Annotated in this window: 12 protein-coding genes; 2 read left to right on the forward strand and 10 right to left on the reverse strand. The window is 64.3% G+C overall.

What is annotated here, in order from left to right; translation table 11 throughout:
* Window positions 1-124: 124 nt before the first annotated feature.
* The 6 genes from AC0IYU_RS12970 to tal form a co-directional block, all read right to left on the reverse strand.
* On the reverse strand, window positions 125-1435 hold the full coding sequence (locus AC0IYU_RS12970) for an ABC transporter substrate-binding protein (protein WP_472117266.1): 1311 nt from the start codon (window positions 1433-1435) through the stop codon (window positions 125-127).
* 351 nt (window positions 1436-1786) lie between these two features.
* Window positions 1787-2365, reverse strand: a complete 579-nt coding sequence (locus AC0IYU_RS12975; RefSeq protein WP_472117268.1) for a hypothetical protein — start codon at window positions 2363-2365, stop codon at window positions 1787-1789.
* The gene (locus tag AC0IYU_RS12980) at window positions 2362-4608 is read right to left on the reverse strand and encodes a hypothetical protein (protein ID WP_472117270.1); all 2247 of its coding nucleotides are present in this window, start codon (window positions 4606-4608) and stop codon (window positions 2362-2364) included. Before AC0IYU_RS12980 ends, AC0IYU_RS12975 begins: the two co-directional genes overlap by 4 nt.
* An 11-nt stretch (window positions 4609-4619) precedes the next feature.
* Entirely contained in the window at window positions 4620-7211 is a 2592-nt protein-coding gene (locus AC0IYU_RS12985) for a type VI secretion system Vgr family protein (protein ID WP_472117273.1), read from the reverse strand.
* Between the two features lie 73 nt (window positions 7212-7284).
* Window positions 7285-8841, reverse strand: a complete 1557-nt coding sequence (gene pgi / locus AC0IYU_RS12990; RefSeq protein WP_472117275.1) for a glucose-6-phosphate isomerase — start codon at window positions 8839-8841, stop codon at window positions 7285-7287.
* Between the two features lie 2 nt (window positions 8842-8843).
* Entirely contained in the window at window positions 8844-9803 is a 960-nt protein-coding gene (tal, locus tag AC0IYU_RS12995) for a transaldolase (RefSeq protein WP_472117278.1), read from the reverse strand.
* Between the two features lie 270 nt (window positions 9804-10073).
* Between tal and AC0IYU_RS13000 the strand changes: the two genes are divergently transcribed.
* Window positions 10074-10742 carry a lipocalin family protein gene (locus AC0IYU_RS13000; protein WP_472117280.1) on the forward strand — a complete coding sequence of 223 codons (669 nt, stop codon included), beginning with the start codon at window positions 10074-10076 and terminating at the stop codon, window positions 10740-10742.
* Here the strand turns inward: AC0IYU_RS13000 and AC0IYU_RS13005 are convergent.
* The 4 genes from AC0IYU_RS13005 to AC0IYU_RS13020 are packed head-to-tail and all read right to left on the reverse strand — an operon-like array spanning window position 10688 to window position 15695.
* Window positions 10688-11350, reverse strand: a complete 663-nt coding sequence (locus AC0IYU_RS13005; RefSeq protein ID WP_472117283.1) for an HAD family hydrolase — start codon at window positions 11348-11350, stop codon at window positions 10688-10690. The two genes, AC0IYU_RS13000 and AC0IYU_RS13005, sit on opposite strands and share 55 nt — an antisense overlap.
* A gap of 12 nt (window positions 11351-11362) precedes the next feature.
* Entirely contained in the window at window positions 11363-12406 is a 1044-nt protein-coding gene (locus tag AC0IYU_RS13010; RefSeq protein WP_472117286.1) for an ABC transporter ATP-binding protein, read from the reverse strand.
* A gap of 16 nt (window positions 12407-12422) precedes the next feature.
* The gene (locus AC0IYU_RS13015) at window positions 12423-14681 is read right to left on the reverse strand and encodes an ABC transporter permease (RefSeq protein WP_472117288.1); all 2259 of its coding nucleotides are present in this window, start codon (window positions 14679-14681) and stop codon (window positions 12423-12425) included.
* A complete protein-coding gene (locus AC0IYU_RS13020; protein WP_472117291.1) occupies window positions 14682-15695 on the reverse strand; it encodes an ABC transporter substrate-binding protein in 1014 nt (337 codons plus the stop codon).
* A 151-nt stretch (window positions 15696-15846) separates the two neighbouring features.
* Between AC0IYU_RS13020 and zwf the strand changes: the two genes are divergently transcribed.
* Window positions 15847-17319 (forward strand): glucose-6-phosphate dehydrogenase, encoded by a 1473-nt coding sequence (zwf, locus tag AC0IYU_RS13025; RefSeq protein ID WP_435482728.1) that lies wholly within the window; start codon window positions 15847-15849, stop codon window positions 17317-17319.
* The last annotated feature ends 23 nt before the right edge of the window (window positions 17320-17342 follow it).

Here is a 17342-nt window from a genome sequence, read left to right on the forward strand (position 1 = left end):
CTCCTTCCCCCGCTGGGGGAAGGCCGGGATGGGGGCTGCCTGTTCAGGCGCGGCGTTGTCGCGCGCGCCGCATGCCCCCACCCCTACCCTCCCCCGTAAGGGGAGGGAGCAAAGCCCGCAGGCTTTACTTGTAGTACCCGCCCTTTTTCATCTCGCGCTCCGCGGCGGTCTGCGAGGTCTTCAGCGCCTGGTCGACCGTGACCTTGCCCGACAGCGCCGCGCTCATCTGCTGACCCACCGCCACGCCGATGGCCTGGAACTCCGGAATGGCCGCGTACTGCACGCCGACGTACGGCGACTTGGGCAGCGTGCTGTCCGTCAGGTTGGCGCTGTCGATGGCCTTCTTCTCGGCTTCGGCGAACTTGGCGACCTTCTGGAACTCGGGGTTCGCGTAGGTCGACTTGCGCGTGCCGGTCGGCACCGAGGCCCAGCCGGTCTCCTTGGCCACGAGGTTGATGTAGTCCTTGGACGTGGCCCACTTGATGAACTTCTGCGCGGCCTCGTCCTTGGTCGAGCTGGCCGGAATGGCGAGGTTCCACGACCACAGCCAGTTGGCGCCCTTGGGCGTGCTGGCGGTCGGTGCCTGCGTGAACGCCACCTTGTCGGCCACCTTTGACTGCTTCGGATCGCTGACGAACGAGGCCGCGATGGTCGCGTCGACCCAGGCCGCGCACTTGCCTTCATTGAAGAGCGCGAGGTTCTCGTTGAAGCTGTTGGCCGACGCGCCCGGAGGGCCGTCCTTCTTCATCATGTCGACGTAGAAGGTGATCGCGTCCTTCCAGGCCTTGGTGTCGATCTGCGGCTTCCATTGCATGTCGAACCACTGGCCACCGTTGGTGTTGACCAGCGTGGTCAGGAAGGCCATGTTGTCGCCCCAGCCCGGCTTGCCGCGCAGGCACATGCCGTAGACGCCGCCCTTCGGGTCGTTGGCCTTGTCGGCGAACTCCTTCACCTGCGCCCAGGTCGGCTGGTCGGAAAACTTCACGCCCAGCTTGTCGGCCAGGTCCTTGCGGTACATGAGCATCGAGCTCTCGCCGTAGAACGGCGCCGCGTACAGCTTGCCGTCGGTCGACAGGCCGTTGCGGATGGCGGGCAGCAGGTCGTCGATGTCGTAGGCCGCATCGGTGGCGATGGGCTTGAGCCAGCCCTTCTTCGACCAGATCGGGGTTTCGTACAGGCCGATGGTCATCACGTCGAACTGGCCGCCCTTGGTGGCGATGTCGGTGGTCACGCGCTGGCGCAACGTGCCTTCTTCGAGCGTGACCCACTTCAGCTTGATGTCGGGGTTGGCTTTCTCGAAGAAGGGGGTGAGCTTCTGCATCTCGATCATGTGGCCGTTGTTCACGGTCGCGATCACGAGTTCGGTGGCGGCCTGGGACACGACGCCCGTGCCGATGAGTGCGAGGACGAGGCCCGCTTTCAGAAAACGCTTCATGTTGTCTCCTAGAGGTGAGCGACGCCCTCTTGTTGTCGGGTCGCCGTGGGGGGATTCTGGAGAAACGCCGTTGCAGCTTTGGTACTTCGACGGACAGCAATGGTACTTTCATGCACTACTTGACTGGGATATTCCCTAGTTACTGCAATACAGCATGCATGTTGCGGGGTCCAAAGGCCACAGCCGCCCAGCGACTGCTGCAACCGCCATGGCGGAGATCCACGCGTCTCACCAAGCGAGACCAATGCGGGTCGCGTGACATGCGCAGCGCAAACCGCAGGCCTCCAGCGTTTGAGACAACACTGAGAAACTTATTTACTTTTCGATTGAAATATCCAAGATTTCATCTTTTTATTTTTCGTACGAAATGTCCTTTATCAAATCAAGCACTGCCTCACGCTCCCTGGAGGTCAGTCTATCTCTTGGATCAATCTCAAAATTAAAACACTGCGATTGAGCACGACAGATCAAATAGGTGTAAGTCGGCGTTTTCTGCCCGTCTCCAAAAAGATAATCAGAATAAGCAATCAAGCCACTCCAATTACGCCCATGTATTTTTCGTTGCCATGCGACGTGCCGAAAATAACGACCACCTGCATCCTCCTGCCGCATCAATTGAATCGGCGTCAGCGATTTCTTAGATGGGGCACGTGACCCCTCACCAATGCAATTAAAAACAATATTGGCTGCCACCTCTTTTTGCAAAATTCTCAAATTAATTCGGAAATCAAAATTGACGTATTTGGCAGAATCAAAAACACCTTCTTTTATCTCCTCCGAAATAATTTCCCTGGTTATTTCCTCTCCAAGATCGTAGCCGCATTCAATCTTGAGCCTGTCTGCAGCAGTGGGGCTAGAAAAATCCGTAGCTTTTGCATTGCAGGGCAGATGAAGGGCGAGAACCATCCAGAGAATGGATACTGATTTCATACGGCCCTTTGCTGAACGTAGCTCTCTGGCTGAGGCTCGTAAATTTGTTGGGAATTCTCGAACAAAGGAACATCAGCCAAAACCATTAAAGCGTTCACAAATGCGACTGAGCGATCAACCAATCCGTTCATGTTGGGTGGATTTTGTCCCGTCGCGCCAGGAAAATTAACGGCAGTGGCGCAGTTGACGAAGGATTGGTTGTAATACCATATCTTCACCCCATTGCTTCCGGTCGATATCGTTCTTCGCTGATTTACGCCTTGCATATCTGCATACTTGTTAGCATTGTCGACTTGCGCGCGACTGGGATTTGCGGCATCTGGCGCTGACTTATTGTCCCAGACCCAATAGGCGCAGGCACTTTGTGCCGCATGGTGCGGATCGGTGCCAATTTCATCGCGCCAGATAGTTTCTTGATTGCCTTGCGGAAATGAAGGGGCACGCCCCACGAACCTGAAATATTTATAATAGTTGTTTCTTCCACCATTCATATTTCCATTCGGATTCGTCAGCTGCAAAAATCCACGGCCATACCACCCTTGATGGAGCGCTGGATTTCCACCATTCCCCTCCTTCAAATAGCGAAACCACTGCGTCTCTTGTGTCGAATTACCAAAAAAGCAAGCCTGCCTGATGGGTGTATTTATCAAGAATTTTCTCAGCGAAAAATTCAGTTCGGCGGCATGAATCGAGAGGAAATTTTGTGCTGCCGACAAACTAGGCGACTCCCAGATCGCAGCCGAGCTTGAATTGTGGCTCCCGGGCTTTCTGATGATATTTACAGGTATCAGCTTAGCCAACTCTCTTTTGCTCAGCCACCCGCACATCCTGAAGTGCTTGATGAACTCCCTGGGATGAAAGTGCCAGTGCTTGATCGTCAGGCGGCTTTTGTCTTCAGCAGGCAGGTCCTCCCAGAAGCAAAGCTTCTGAGCGAAGTCCGCCATTTCGGTGAAGTCGGTTTCGTCTTCCAGCGGATACGGCATCGAGGGATTTCCGGTCTCCCTCGTCCATGCCCAGCGCTTGCGCACTTCATCCTTGGCCCATTCGGTCGGAAACTTGCAAATGGTCTTGGCCAATTTCTCCTGCACATCAGACTTGCACAGGTTCTGCATGCGGTCAGCGGCCTTCTGCGCTGGCGTGAGGACCGTTGTGGCACCGGTTTGAGGTGGCGAGGTCAGCATCGCGTTGATCGCGGCCGAGTCGCAGCGGCTGTTGTCGTCGGTCACGTCATCGTCGATCAGCTTCCAGCCTGCCCACTGCGGGAAATCGGCATCGCTGAATTTCCTGGTGTTGCTGGCATTCAGATTGATCCAGACACCGCCTGATTGGCCCGGCACGACGACCTTGCGCCAGTGGGCTGCATTTGCGGGCAAGGAGTCCGTGCCCAGATTTCGACCGAAGCGCAGCAACTCGTACCAGCCACTGGGGCTGCTGTGGAGCTGGTCGGCTGCGCTCAGCCGGCCATGGCGCGCGTTTGCCTCGGTGTAGAGGTTGTATTCGGCATCGGCTTCTCGCGGCGCCGTTCCGACGATGCCGCCGCTGAGCTTGTATGTGGTGAGCGTGGCGCTACCCGCTTCATACCGGATGCCGATGACCAGGTCGTCGTTGCCACTGTCGCCGGCAGCCGTGGCCCCGGGGACGCCGGCTGGCTGCGCGCTGTACCACGGGCTCTTGGCGGGCACCAGCACATACATCTGGCCGTAAACCGCATCGATGCGACCGCTGCCACCGACAGCCAATTCCCCGGTGCTGCGTCCGACGAGCTTGAGGGTGTCGGCATCGCCCGCGATGATTTCCAGATGGATGCGGTCGCTCTCGCCATGAATGGTGCCAGCAAGTCCCAGCTTGTCCTTGCGATAGATGGCCCTGCCGACAGCGGGCAGGTCGCGATCCAGTTGCCGAAGATGTTGGGTGATGGAGTAGTAGGTGACGGTGACAGGCGTGGAGCCTTGCGCGCCGATCTCGCTCACGTGACGGATCACGACGCAACCCGTCGAATGGTCCTCGTTGTCGTAGCGCGCGTTGCCTGCGTCGCGTCTGAAGACCACGGTGCCGTCGGCAATGGCGCGCACGGGCTCCGTATTGGTGGGGGCGTGGATGTGAAGTCCGCCATGCCAGCCCATGGCCTGACTGATCGGGTAGGCACCACTGCCGACAATGCCACCGGGCATGACGCTACTGACGCACTGACCGTCATAGACGGGGATGTCGCTCAACGACAGGAAGGGAGGGCTGATGATCATGTCAATCGAGCTCAGAGAGAGAAGGGAAACTTGCCGTTTGTCTTCGGCAATACCTGGGGCACGTCGAAGGAAGTAACGGCCACCGGCAAGCTGTCGGGCCCCGCAAAGCTGTGCGTGGCCGCGTGCTCGCGCCACACCCCAGTGGTGCCATGCACGATGCCCGAGGCGTCCCACCGGGTGTAGCTGCTCCCCCCGTTGATCAGGATCTCTTCCTTGGCGGTGATGCTGATCCTGTGGGCCTCCAGCTTGATGTCGAGCTTGGCCATGAGCTTGATGCTGTTCTGCAGCGCCACGATGTCGATGCCTGCGGTGGCGGCCGTCAGGCGAATGGCCTTCCAGGCAAACAGGCGCATCGCATCCTTCACGCTCACCAGAAAGCCCTTGCCCGCACTGACGCTGGTATGCCCGCCGCTTGTCAACGCGTTGTGCCCGACGCTTGCAATGTGCGTCGTCGTCCCGGCGGTGCTGTGAATGCCTGCCGGGCTGGCAAGCACCAGGTGGGGTTCATCGAGTTCCGGGAACTGCCCTTGCGCAGTGCCGCCGCGCTTGCCCTTGACCGCGTCGTTGTGTTCCTTCAGGACCTTCGTGACGGCATCCTGATCGCCCGCTTCGTGCGCCTTGACCTGCTGCGCCAGCTCGCTCATTCCCTCGTGCAGATCGCGCGCCTGCGTGAGCCTGACGAGGGTCTCCCCCATGTCGGTGATGTGCGCCTGCGCGTTGGGCCTGGCTTGCGTGGTGACCAACAAGCCTTGCGCGGCGCGGATCGCACCGTGGCCGTCGGTGCGCAGTTCGACGCCTTGGCCGCGGTCGTCCTTGCGGCCGGTCGTGTCTTCGATACGCCCGATGTGCCCCAGGCTCAAGCTGCTGCTCAGGTGGTCGCTCTTGAGCTGCGCCTGGATCTTGCCGGGATGGTCGTCCAGTTCGAGATGGTTGCCGCGGACACTCTGGCCTTGTCCATCGGCACTCAGTTCACGGCTGCGAAAACCCGAGAGGTGCTTTTGCCCGGGCAGTTGCCTGGGCGGCATGTTCAGCCGGTTGTAGACGCGCCCGGTGACGATGGGGCGATCAGGGTCCCCGTTCTCGAAGTCGACGATCACCTCCTGGCCGATGCGCGGCACATGCATGGCGCCGAAGTTGGTGCCGGCCCAAGAGGAGGCCACACGTATCCAGCAGGAAGAATTTTCGTCCTTCGTGCAGTAGCGGTTCCAGTGGAAGCTGACCTTGATGCGGCCGTATTCGTCGGTCCAGATGTCCTGGCCGCTCGGGCCGGTGACGATGGCGGTCTGCGGCCCGGCGGTGCTCGGCTTGGGTTGCGACTGCGGTGAGCGAAAGATCTTGCTGGCGGGTTGGACTTCGAAGTCGGCGTAGCACACGTAGCCGTCTTGGCCGCTGGCATGCGCGCTTTCGTGCAGGCGCAAGGTGCTGGCGATGACCAAGTACTCGAGGTTCGCCGCATCCTGCGGGTAGTTGATCAGAGAGAAGGTGCATCCTGTGACGACCGCACGCAGGTTCCCGCTTCCCCGGCCGCGGCTGCCAGGGGCGCCGGTCGCCTCCATGCGCGTGCGCGCCAGGTCGCGGCCTTCATCAGGATCGCTGTAATCACCCGGCCACTTGTACAACTCATAGGTGTTGTTGCCCGTGTTGCGCGGCATCTTGGAGATCTGCCGAAGCCTGGCACGCGGCTTGGTGAAGTCGAAATCGTCGGTGACCCATTGGCTCGATTCGAGGCTCTCGCTGCTGCAGAACTCGTTGCAGTGCTCTTCGTCGACCTGGTGCCCTGGCGGGTAGTAGCTGATGACCCTGTAGGCCCCGCTCTCGAAGGTTTTGTGTGCCCCCACGTCGTCCACCAACACCAGCCGGTGAGCAGCATCCTTGTGCTCGAAGAAATAGTAGATACCGAACTCCTGCATCAGCCGCGTGATGAACTCGAAGTCCGTCTCGCCGTACTGCACCTGGAACACGCGCTGCGGGTAGCGATGGGTGACCCGCTTTTCAGTGGGAAAGCTGTAGTCGGCCAGCACCTCTTCGATGATCTCCAGCGGCGTCTTGTTCTGGAAAATCCTGTAGTCACTGGTGTGGGTGGCCAGGATCAACCATGGGCGCAGAACGATCTCGTAGATGCCGCGGCGGTTCTCGTGCTGCACGAACCGGGCGCTGGTGACGAGGCCGTTGATTTCGCGGATGCCTGCGCCCGTTCGGGCCGCTACACCGAAGCCCTTGCCGTCGAGCTCGATGCAAACACCGAGCTCCTTGCCGATGAGTTGCTTGACCGGAACATTGGCCGTGACGTACTCGGTGAGTGCCGGGCTGTCGGGCGTCTGCAGCCGGACGGTGTATTCGAAGAGTTCGCCCAACGACTCGTGGCCGTCGAGCGATTTGAATTCCAGCGCGGGGTTGCCCAGCAGGCTGGGCATTGCAACGCTGTCGACGGAGATTGTTCGTGAGCTGGTGAAGATGGAAGAAGGCACGCACAGACCTTGACGAGTGATCGTCCAAGAAGTCTCAGGGGTGCGTGCGCTGCACCATTGCAAACAATGGTCGCCCGGCCTCCATAGCCGAACAAAGCCAAAAAGAGTGAGAAGTAATTTGCAGAATCCGCGCACCGCGGCGCGGTCGGGCCGTCTCGCTCACATGGCTTCTGCGCGGCGCGCCGGCGTCGGCGCCCGCTGCAAATCGCTACCGCGAGCTAAGGCGCCGCAGCAATCCCGCCGTCGAGGCGTCCAGGCCCGTGATGTCGCCCGAGGCGAGGCGCGGCTCGATGTCTTTCGCGAGCACCTTGCCCAGCTCCACGCCCCACTGGTCGAAGCTGTTGATGCCCCACAGCGCACCGCTGGTGAACACGCGGTGCTCGTACATCGCGAGGAAGGCGCCCAGGGATTCGGGCGTGAGCTTCTCGAACACGAAGAACGTGCTCGGCCGGTTGCCCGGAAAGTTCTTGTGGCCGCCTTCGTCGAGCTTGCCCACCATCAAGGCCTGCGCCTGCGCGAGCGCATTGGCCAGCAGCTTGGGGTGGTGCCCTTCGAGGTCGTGCGCCGCGTCGCGCACCGCCACGAATTCGAGCGGAATCACGTCCGTGCCCTGGTGCAGCATCTGGAAGTACGCATGCTGGCCGTTGGTGCCGGGCTCGCCCCACAGCACGGGCGACGTGCCGAAGGCCACCGGCTTGCCGCTCGCGTCGACCTGCTTGCCGTTGCTTTCCATCTCCAGCTGCTGCAGGTAGGCCGGCAGGCGCTTCAGGGCGCTGTGGTACGGCGCGATGCCGCGGCTCGTGAACTTGTGGAAGTTGCGGTACCAGACGTCGAGCAGGCCCAGGCGCACCGGCAGGTTCTGTGCGAGCGGTGCGGTACGGAAGTGCTCGTCCATCGCATGCGCACCGGCCAGCAGCCGGCGAAAGCCCTCGGGGCCGATGGCCAGCGCGATCGGCAGGCCGATGGCCGACCACAGCGAATAGCGCCCGCCCACCCAGTCCCAGAAGCCGAAGGTGGTGTCAATGCCGAACTTGTTCGCTGCTTCCACGTTCGTGGTGAGTGCCGCGAAATGCCCGGCGATGTCCGTTCCGCCCGACTGCTCGTACCAGCGCTTGGCCGACTGCGCGTTCGTCATCGTCTCGGTGGTGGTGAAGGTCTTCGAGGCAATGAGAAACAGCGTGTGCTCCGGTGCCAGGCCCTTCAGCACGCCCGCCAGCTCATGCCCGTCGACGTTCGAGACGAAATGAAAGCGCTTGCCCGGCGCGGCGAATTCGGCGAGCGCCAGCACCGCCATCTGCGGGCCGAGGTCGGAGCCGCCGATGCCGATGTTGACCACGTCGGTGATCGTGTGGTCGCCGCGCACCTTCTCGGCATAGGCCAGCATGGCGTCGAGCGTGGCGTGCACCTCGCGCAGCTCGTTCGCCGTCTTGGCGCCGGTCGGCGCATCGGCAGGCGCGCGCAGCAGCGTGTGCAGCACGGCGCGGTCTTCGGTGTTGTTGATGTGCTCGTCCGCGAACATGGCGTCGCGGTGCGCCTCGAGGCCGCATTCGCGCGCCAGCGTGAGCAGCAGCTCTTCGGTGCGCGCGTCGATCAGGTTCTTCGACAGGTCGGCGAAGACATAAGGCGCCTCCTGGCTGAAGCGCGCGAAGCGCCCGGCGTCGTCGACGAAGGCGTGGCGCACGTCGAACTGGCGCCCGGCGACGTCGAAACTGGATTGCAGCTGCGCCCAGGCCGGCGCGCGATCGCAGCGTTGGGTCATGGCCATGTTTACTTGCCGCTTTCCTGCATGAGCTTTTCGAGCTTCACGGCGTCGGCCGCGAAGGCGCGAATGCCTTCAGCCAGCTTCTCGGTGGCCATGGCGTCTTCGTTGAGCGCGAAGCGGAAGCCCGCCTCGTCGTAGCTCACCTTCCTGGCATCGCCCTGGGTTGCAGCAGCCTTGGCGTCGAGCGCGTGTTCGAGCGGCTCGTTGCTTGCGGCCAGCTCGGCCAGCAGCTCGGGGCTGATGGTCAGCAGGTCGCAGCCGGCCAGCGCCTGGATCTGGCCCACATTGCGAAAGCTCGCGCCCATGACTTCGGTCTTGATGCCGTGCTGCTTGTAGTAGTTGAAGATTTCTCGCACCGACTTCACGCCGGGGTCGTTGGCACCCGCGTTGGCGGCCTCGTCCCACTTGGCGCCGGCCGACTTCTTGTACCAGTCGTAGATGCGGCCCACGAAGGGCGAAATGAGCTGCACGCCCGCGGCGCCGCAAGCCACGGCCTGCGCGAACGAGAACAGCAGCGTGAGGTTGGTGCGGATGCCGCGCTTTTGCAGTTCGCGCGCGGCCTCGATGCCCTCCCAGGTGGAGGCCACCTTGATGAGCAGGCGCTTCTCGGTGTCGATGCCTTCGGCCTTGTAGAGCGCCACGATGCGCTCGCCGCGGGCGATGGTGGCGGCCGTGTCGAAGGACAGGCGGGCGTCGACTTCGGTGGACACGCGGCCCGGAATGATCTGAAGGATTTCGGTGCCGAAGTTGACCAGCAGGCGGTCGATGACCTCGTCCAGCGGCTTGCCGGCGTGCTTCTTCACGGTTTCGTCCAGCAGGGGCCGGTATTCGGGCTTCTGCACGGCCTTCAGGATGAGCGACGGGTTGGTGGTCGCATCCTGCGGCTTGGAAACGCTGAGCTGCTTGAAGTCACCGGTGTCTGCGACGACGGTGGTCCACTGGCGGAGGGCATCGAGTTGGTTCATGAAATCATTATCCTGTGCGGGTGGTGACAAGTCCTGCACGCAGTTGCGCGTCGGCCTATGTTTTCATGCGCACCGTAGCACGGGTTTTCGCGCGGTTCCATCAGCCTGATGCCTGTGGGGTTGTATGTCCGCCGGGGGCTTGCACAGTGCGTCGTTTCCAGCCTCCCGGCCCTACATCGGCTGTGGTCCGTGACTGACGGCCAAGTGCCCACCCTGGGGCTACCCTTCGGAACAAGCCGAACGTTTTCATCCCCTTCAGGAGTGCCCCCCATGACCCAACGCCCTCGCCCCGCCACGCCCGTCGCCCGGCCTTTCGACGACCGCCGCACCAGCCACGCGATCGGCGTCATGGCCACGGCCTTCGTCGTGGGCGGCGTGGCCACCTGGCTGGCTCTGGGCGCGGCTCGCACCGCGCGCGCCCAGCCGGCAGGCCCGGCCGATGGCGCGCCGCTGATGAGGGCGCCGCTGCAGGTGGTTGCGCCGGTCGACCTGCAGCGCTATGCCGGTATCTGGCACGAGCAGGCCCGCCTGCCCAACCGGTTCCAGAAGCAATGTGCCGGTCCGGTCACGGCCGAGTACACGCCGCAACCCGATGGCACTGTGCAGGTGCTGAACCGTTGCGTGCGGCAGGACGGCAATTTCGACGAAACCATCGGCTCCGCCCGCGTGGTGCCGGTGGCGGGCCAGCCCGGGGCGGGCCGTCTGGAGGTGCGCTTCGCCCCTTCGTGGCTCAGCTGGCTGCCGCTGGTGTGGGGCGACTACTGGATCCTGAAGCTGGACCGCGACTACCAGGTCTCGCTGGTCGGCACGCCCAACCGCGAGTACCTGTGGGTGCTGTCGCGTGCGCCGCGCCTGGATGCCGCCGTGCTCGAAGCGGAGCTGGACTACGCCCGCAGCCTGGGGTTCGACACCGACAAGGTGGTGTTGACCGGCAGGTAGCGCTGCAGCTGCGACGGCAGCATGGCCGGCGCGGTGCAATGGATGGCGTGCCAGCCGAAGGCGCGCGCCATCTCGACGTTGGCGGCCGAATCGTCGATGAACACCGTTTCTTCAGGGTCGAGGCCATGGCGCATGGCCAGCACCTCGTAGATCTCGCGCTCGGGCTTGAGAAATTTGACATCTCCCGAGAACACCCCTCCGTCGAACCGGCGCATGAAAGCGTGCCGGCGCTCGATGGCTCGGGCATACGGCGCGGGCATGTTCGACAGGTAGTACAGCCGCAGCGGCTGGCCCGCCTCCCTGTGGGCGATCAGCTGCTCGAGCATCTCGACCGTGACGCCGATGGGCTCCAGCCGCTCGCCCAGCCCTTCGAGCATCGCGTGCAGCGGTGCGGTCGGCAACGACAGGCGGGCAGCCATGCGGGCGATGGCGTCGTCCAGCGTGCGGGTGCCGCAGTCGAAGCTGGTCCAGTCGTCGTGATGGAACAGCGCACGCCCCAACGCGGCCGCGGCGGCCTCAGTCGGCGCGTGTTGCGGGAGATGGGTCTGTACCAGGCGGGTGGGCTCCCATGCGAACAGCACGGCACCCAGATCGAAAACCACGTTCATGGCGCCATTGTTTCATGCGCCCGGCACCACGCTCACGCCATGGGCTCCGAGGGACAGCGTCGTCTGCGCGCCAGCCGCCAGCGGGCGGGCCAGGTCGGCCGACACCACGAAGACCGGCCCCAGGGTGGTGTCGAAGCCGTATTCGTAGAAGCTGCCGAGGTACGCCGCCTTGCGCAAGGTCGCCGGCAAGCCGTCGATCGCGCCGATCTGCCAGGCCTCCGGACGCACCGCGACCTTCACCGTGCCGGGGGACACCGCATAGCGCGGCTGCAGCCGCAGCGGGCCCAACACCACGCTGCCGTCGGCCTGGGCCGTGGCGGGAAACACCATCGCCTCGCCCATGAAGCCGGCGACGAACTCGCTCTCGGGGCGCCCGTAGAGCTGCTCCGGCGTGCCGCGCTGGGCGATCACGCCGTGGTCCATCACGATGATCTGGTCGCTCACGGCCAGCGCCTCGCTCTGGTCGTGCGTGACGTAGGCCACCGTGAGCTTCAGCCGCTGCTGCAGCATGCGGATTTCTTCCCGCATTTCGCGCCGCAGCCGCGCGTCAAGGTTGGACAGCGGCTCGTCGAACAGCAGCACCGCCGGCTCCAGCACCAGCGCACGCGCCAGGGCCACGCGCTGCTGCTGGCCGCCCGACAGCTCGCTGGGCAGCCGCTCGTCGAAGCCGACCAGGCCCACGCCGCGCAACGCCTCGCGGGCGCGCGAGGTGGCCTCGTCCTTCTTCACGCCGCTCATGCGCAGGCCGTAGCTCACGTTCTCGATCACGTTCATGTGCGGGAACAGCGCGTAGCTCTGGAACATCATGCTGACGTTGCGCTCGGCGGGGCCGAGCGTGGTGACGTCGCGCCCGCCCATGAAGATCGAGCCCGAGGTGGGGGATTCGAGCCCCGCGATCATGCGCAGCGTGGTCGTCTTGCCGCAGCCCGAGGGGCCGAGGATGGTGGTGAGCGTGCCCACGGGCACCTCGAAGCTGATGCCCTTGACGGCCAGCGGCGCGTTCCTGTCGGTGCCGTAGCGCTTGGTGACGTTGCGGAATTCGATGCCGTTGCTCATGTGTTGTTCTCTCGTTTCAATGCACCGGCGCGGCCACCACGGGAGCCCCGGTCTTGCGCCGCCCCAGCTTGCGCTCCCCCACCACGAACTGCACCAGCGCAATAGCCAGCGACATCAGGATCATGAGCACCGTGCAGTACGCCAGCGCAATGCCGTAGTCGCCGTTGCCCACACGGCCAATGATGTACGTGGTGGCGAGCTCGTTCTCGGCCGTGACCAGGAAGATCACCGCGCTCACCGTCGTCATGGCGCGCACGAAGCTGTAGACCAGCGCAGCCACCAGCGCGGGCTTCAAGAGCGGCAGCACCACCTTGAAGAGCGTCTGCGAGGTCGATGCGCGCAGCATCAGCGAGGCCTCGTCAAGCGAGCGGTCCAGCTGCTTGAAGGCCGCCGTGCCGGCCCGCACGCCCACCGGCAGGTTGCGGAACATGAAGCACAGCACGATGATCAGCCCGGTGCCCGTGAGCTCGAAGGGCGGCACGTTGAAGGCCAGGATGTAGCTCACACCCAGCACCGTGCCCGGAATCGCAAACGCCAGCAGCGCGCCGAACTCGAAGAAGCCTTGCCCCTTGAACTCGTTGCGCGCCAGCAGCCACGCGATCAGCAGGCCCAGCGCCGCCGTAATGGGCGCCGAGATGCCCGCGAGCTTGAGCGTGGTGATCAGCGAGTTCCATGCGGTGCCGGCCCACACCAGCCCGAACTGGCCCCACTCGAGCGCGAAGGCGCTCTTGAAGTGGTTCAGCGTGAAGGTGTAGTCGCGCCCCCAGGTCTGCACGAAGCCGCCCGCGAAGGCGAACAGGTAGACCACGGCGGTGAAGGCGATCCACGGCAGCGCCACGCAGTAGATGGTGCGGCGCACGCCGTCGGGCAGCGCCATCGCGATGCCGGCGTCCCCCTTGCCGCTCACGGTGGTGTAGTTCTGCTTGCCCAGCAGGCCGCGCTGCAGCGCGAACACGCCGAGCGCGAACAGCGTGAGCACCCAGGCCAGCGAGGCCGCGCGGCCCTGGTCGTACTGCGCGCCGACGATGGCGAAGAAGATGTCGGTCGACAGCACCGAGAACTGCCCGCCCACCACCACCGGGTTGCCGAAGTCGGCAATGCTCTCGATGAAGCCGACCAGGAAGGCGTTGGCCAGCCCGGGCTTGAGCAGCGGCAACGTGATGGTGAAGAAGGTGCGGCGCCGGTCGGCGCGCAGCATCTGCGCGGCCTCCTCCAGGCTGGGCGCAATGCCCTGCACCACGCCGCGCATGATCATGAACGCGATGGGCGTGAAGGCGAACAGCTGCGCCACCAGCACGCCCGGCATGCCGTAGAACCAGCGCGTGGGCTCGATGCCGAACACGCTCTCGAGCACCTGGTTGACGATGCCGGCACGGCCGAACAGCAGGATCAGCCCCAGGCCCACCACGAAGGGTGGCGTGATGATCGGCAGCAGCGCCAGCACCCGCAACGCACCCTGCCCGCGCTTGCTGCCGCGCTCGGCCATCAACGCCATAAGGGTGCCGAGGAAGGTGGTGCCGGCGGCCGTGAGCAGCGCCAGCACCAGCGTGTTCCATGCCACGCCGCAGCGCACGCCGCCGGCAAGGCAACCCACGCCCCAGATGCGCTCGGTGAACACACGCGCGATGAAGGCGGTGATCGACCATTGCCCGTCTTCATTGAAGAACGCGCCGGCCAGCGCCTTGCTCACCGGGTAGGCGATGAACAGCGCCATCAGCACGCCACAACCGATGACGGCGGCAGACACGAACAGGTCGCCCTTGAACAGGCCCAGCCGCGCCATGCCGAAGGCCGCCAGCAGCACCAGGGCGGTGAGCGCCACGAAGCCGCCCGCGCCAATGCCGAACTGGTTGATGGCCAGCTCGCCGAACTGCGTATTGAGTGCCGCGAAGCTCCAGCCCTTGGCGCCGATGGTGAAGCCCGCAACGGCCAGCCCGATGAAGCCGATCGCGCCACCGGCCAGCAGCCAGCGCCCTTGCGCCTTGCCGGCCGGCCGCCATGCACCCACGGCGCACAACGCCAGTCCCACCAGCCCGATGAACAGCCAGCCGCGCCCCTGCGTGGCCGCCTGCATCAGGCCGTTGGCGCCCTCGGCCTGGCCGAAGACCTGCGGAACGGCCTCGTACCAGGTGGCATCCTGGATCGCGTACCAAGGCAGCAGCAGGTAGGCCGCGAAACCCAGCGCCACCCATGCCCGGATCCAGCGCTGCGAGCGCCGGGCCGCCGCCACGGACGCCGGGTTGGCCGGCGCACCGTCGATGGAACGCGCGTCCACTTAGCGCGGCAGCGAGTTGACGTCTTTTTCCCAGCGCGCGATCAGGCGGCGGCGCTCCGCGCTGGCGCCGTACTTGGCGTAGTCGTAGTTGATGAACTTGATCTTCTTGAAGTCCGGAATGCGCGGATCGAGCTTGGCGTTCACGTTGCTCGGCAGCTGGAACTGCTTGTTCGCGGCGCCCAGTTCCTGCGCGCCGGGCGTGAGCGCCCATTCGTAGAACTTCTTGGCGGCGTCGAGGTTGCGCGCGCCCTTGATGATGCTCATGGAGCCGATCTCGGCGCCGGTACCGTCGCTCGGCGTGATGGTCTCCACCGGGAAGCCCTGCATCTTCTCGCCCGGGCCGTCGTGCACGAAGCTGATGGAGATCGCGGTTTCGCCGCGCGCCACCGCCTTGATGGGGCCGGTGCCGGAGCGGGTGTACTGGCCCACGTTCTTGTGCAGCGCCTTGAGGTATTCGAAGGCCTTGTCCTCGCCCATCATCTGCACGAGCGTGGCGATCATGGTGTAGGCCGTGCCGCTGGACGCGGGGTTCGCCACCTGGATGTCGCCCTTGTACTCGGGCTTGAGCAGGTCGGCCCAGGTCTTGGGCACGGGCAGCTTCTTCTTGGCGAGCAGCTCGGGGTTGTAGCCGAAGCCCAGCGGGCCCGAGTAGATGCCGACCGTCTTGTAGCCCGACTGCCTGGCCTGCTGCTGCGCCCAGGGGTGCAGCTGCGACAGCGTGGGCGACTTGTACTCGAGCGTGAGGCCCTGCTCGGCCGCCTGCAGGTGCGGGTCGCCGGTGCCGCCGAACCAGACGTCGGTCTTGGGGTTGTCCTTCTCGGCGATCAACTGGGCCAGCGCCTCGCCGGAGCCCTTGAGCGCCATGTTGATGCGGACGCCCGTGGTGCGCGCGTAGACGGTGGAGATCACGTTGCACCATTCGGCCTGCACCGAACAGATCACGTTCACGGTCTGGGCCGAGGCCGCGGCCGACAGGCCGAGCAGCGCGGCTGCGGTAAAAATCTTGCTCTTCATTGGGAATCTCCGCCTCTTCAACAAAAAAAGGCCTTGCGGCCACGTGGCAGCATAGCTTTAGTACAGGTTTCAAAAATCGGTACAAGTACCATCGCGACTGCACCCCCAGGCCTGCGGCCTGCTCGGCATCCAGACAAAGGAAAGTTTTTTCATGAGCTTCGATCTCGTTCTGTTCGGCGGTACCGGTGACCTCGCATGGCGCAAGCTGATGCCCGCGCTGTTCCAGGCATTCCGGCACGGCAGCCTTCCGCAGGACGGCCGCATCATCGGCGTGGCGCGGGACGATCACTCCGACGACCAGTACCGCGAACTCATCCAGTCGCGCTTCAGCGCGGTCGAGGGTTCCAAGCGCCCTTCACCCGAAGAGTTCAAGAAGTTCGCGTCGATGCTGCACTACCTGCGCATGGACCTGTCCAAGCCCGACGACTATGCGCGGCTGGCCGAGCTGCTCAAGCAGCGCAATGCCGACACGGTGGTGATGTACGTGGCCACCGCGCCCGCGCTCTTCACGCAGGTGGTCGAGCAGATTGCCGCGGCGGGCCTGAACGGGCCGAGCACGCGCATCGTGCTCGAAAAGCCGCTGGGCCACGACCTTGCATCGAACCGTGCCATCAATGCGGCGGTGAGCAAGGTGCTCGAGGAAAAGCAGGTCTTTCGCATCGACCACTACCTCGGCAAGCCCTCTGTACAGAACCTGTTCGCCATGCGCTTCGGCAATGCGCTGTTCGAGCCCATCTGGCGGCGCGAACACATCGCCAACATCCAGATCACCATCGCGGAGGACCTGGGCGTGGAAAAGCGCGGCGCCTTCTACGACCAGACCGGCGCGCTGCGCGACATGGTGCAGAACCACGCGCTGCAACTGCTGTGCGCCGTGGCCATGGAGCCGCCGATCAACGCGCACGCCGACGCCATCCGCGACGAGAAGCTCAAGGTGCTGCGCGCGCTGAAGCCCTGGACCCCCGAAAGCCTGAACCTGCATGCGGTGCGCGGCCAGTACACCGCCGGCACGGCCTACGGCGAGCGGGTGCAGGGCTACCGCGACGAACCCGGCGTGCCGCCCGACAGCCGCACCGAGACCTTCGTGGCGCTGCGCACCGAAATCGCCAACTGGCGCTGGGCCGGCGTGCCCTTCTACATCCGCACCGGCAAGCGCCTGGGCTCGCGCGACGCACGCATCGAGGTCAACTTCAGGCCCACGCCGCACGCCATTTACCGCGCGCCGGCCGGCAACGTCAACAAGCTGGTGATCAACCTGCAGCCCAAGGACGGGCTGGAACTGCACATGCTCGCGCAGGCGCAGGACAACCGCCAGCGCAGCAGCGGAGCGAACAGCGCCGCCACGCAACTGGCGCCGGTGCAGCTCGACCTGGACTTCGACAAGCGCTTCGGCTCCGAACGCGTGGGCGCCTACGAGCGCCTGCTGCTCGACGTGATCGACGGGCGCCTCAACCTGTTCGTGCGCAGCGACGAGCAGGAAGAGGCGTGGCGCTGGGTCGAGCCGCTGATCGACAGCTGGGCATCGGACGGCGGTCCGCGCCCCTATGCGGCCGGCACCTGGGGCCCGAGCGCGTCGAGCGCGATGATTGCGCGCGACGGGTTCGCCTGGGGCGAGGAGCAGTAACCCGCCCTTGCGGCCGCGCGCTC

It is taken from the genome of Variovorax sp. AC103 (assembly GCF_979254005.1).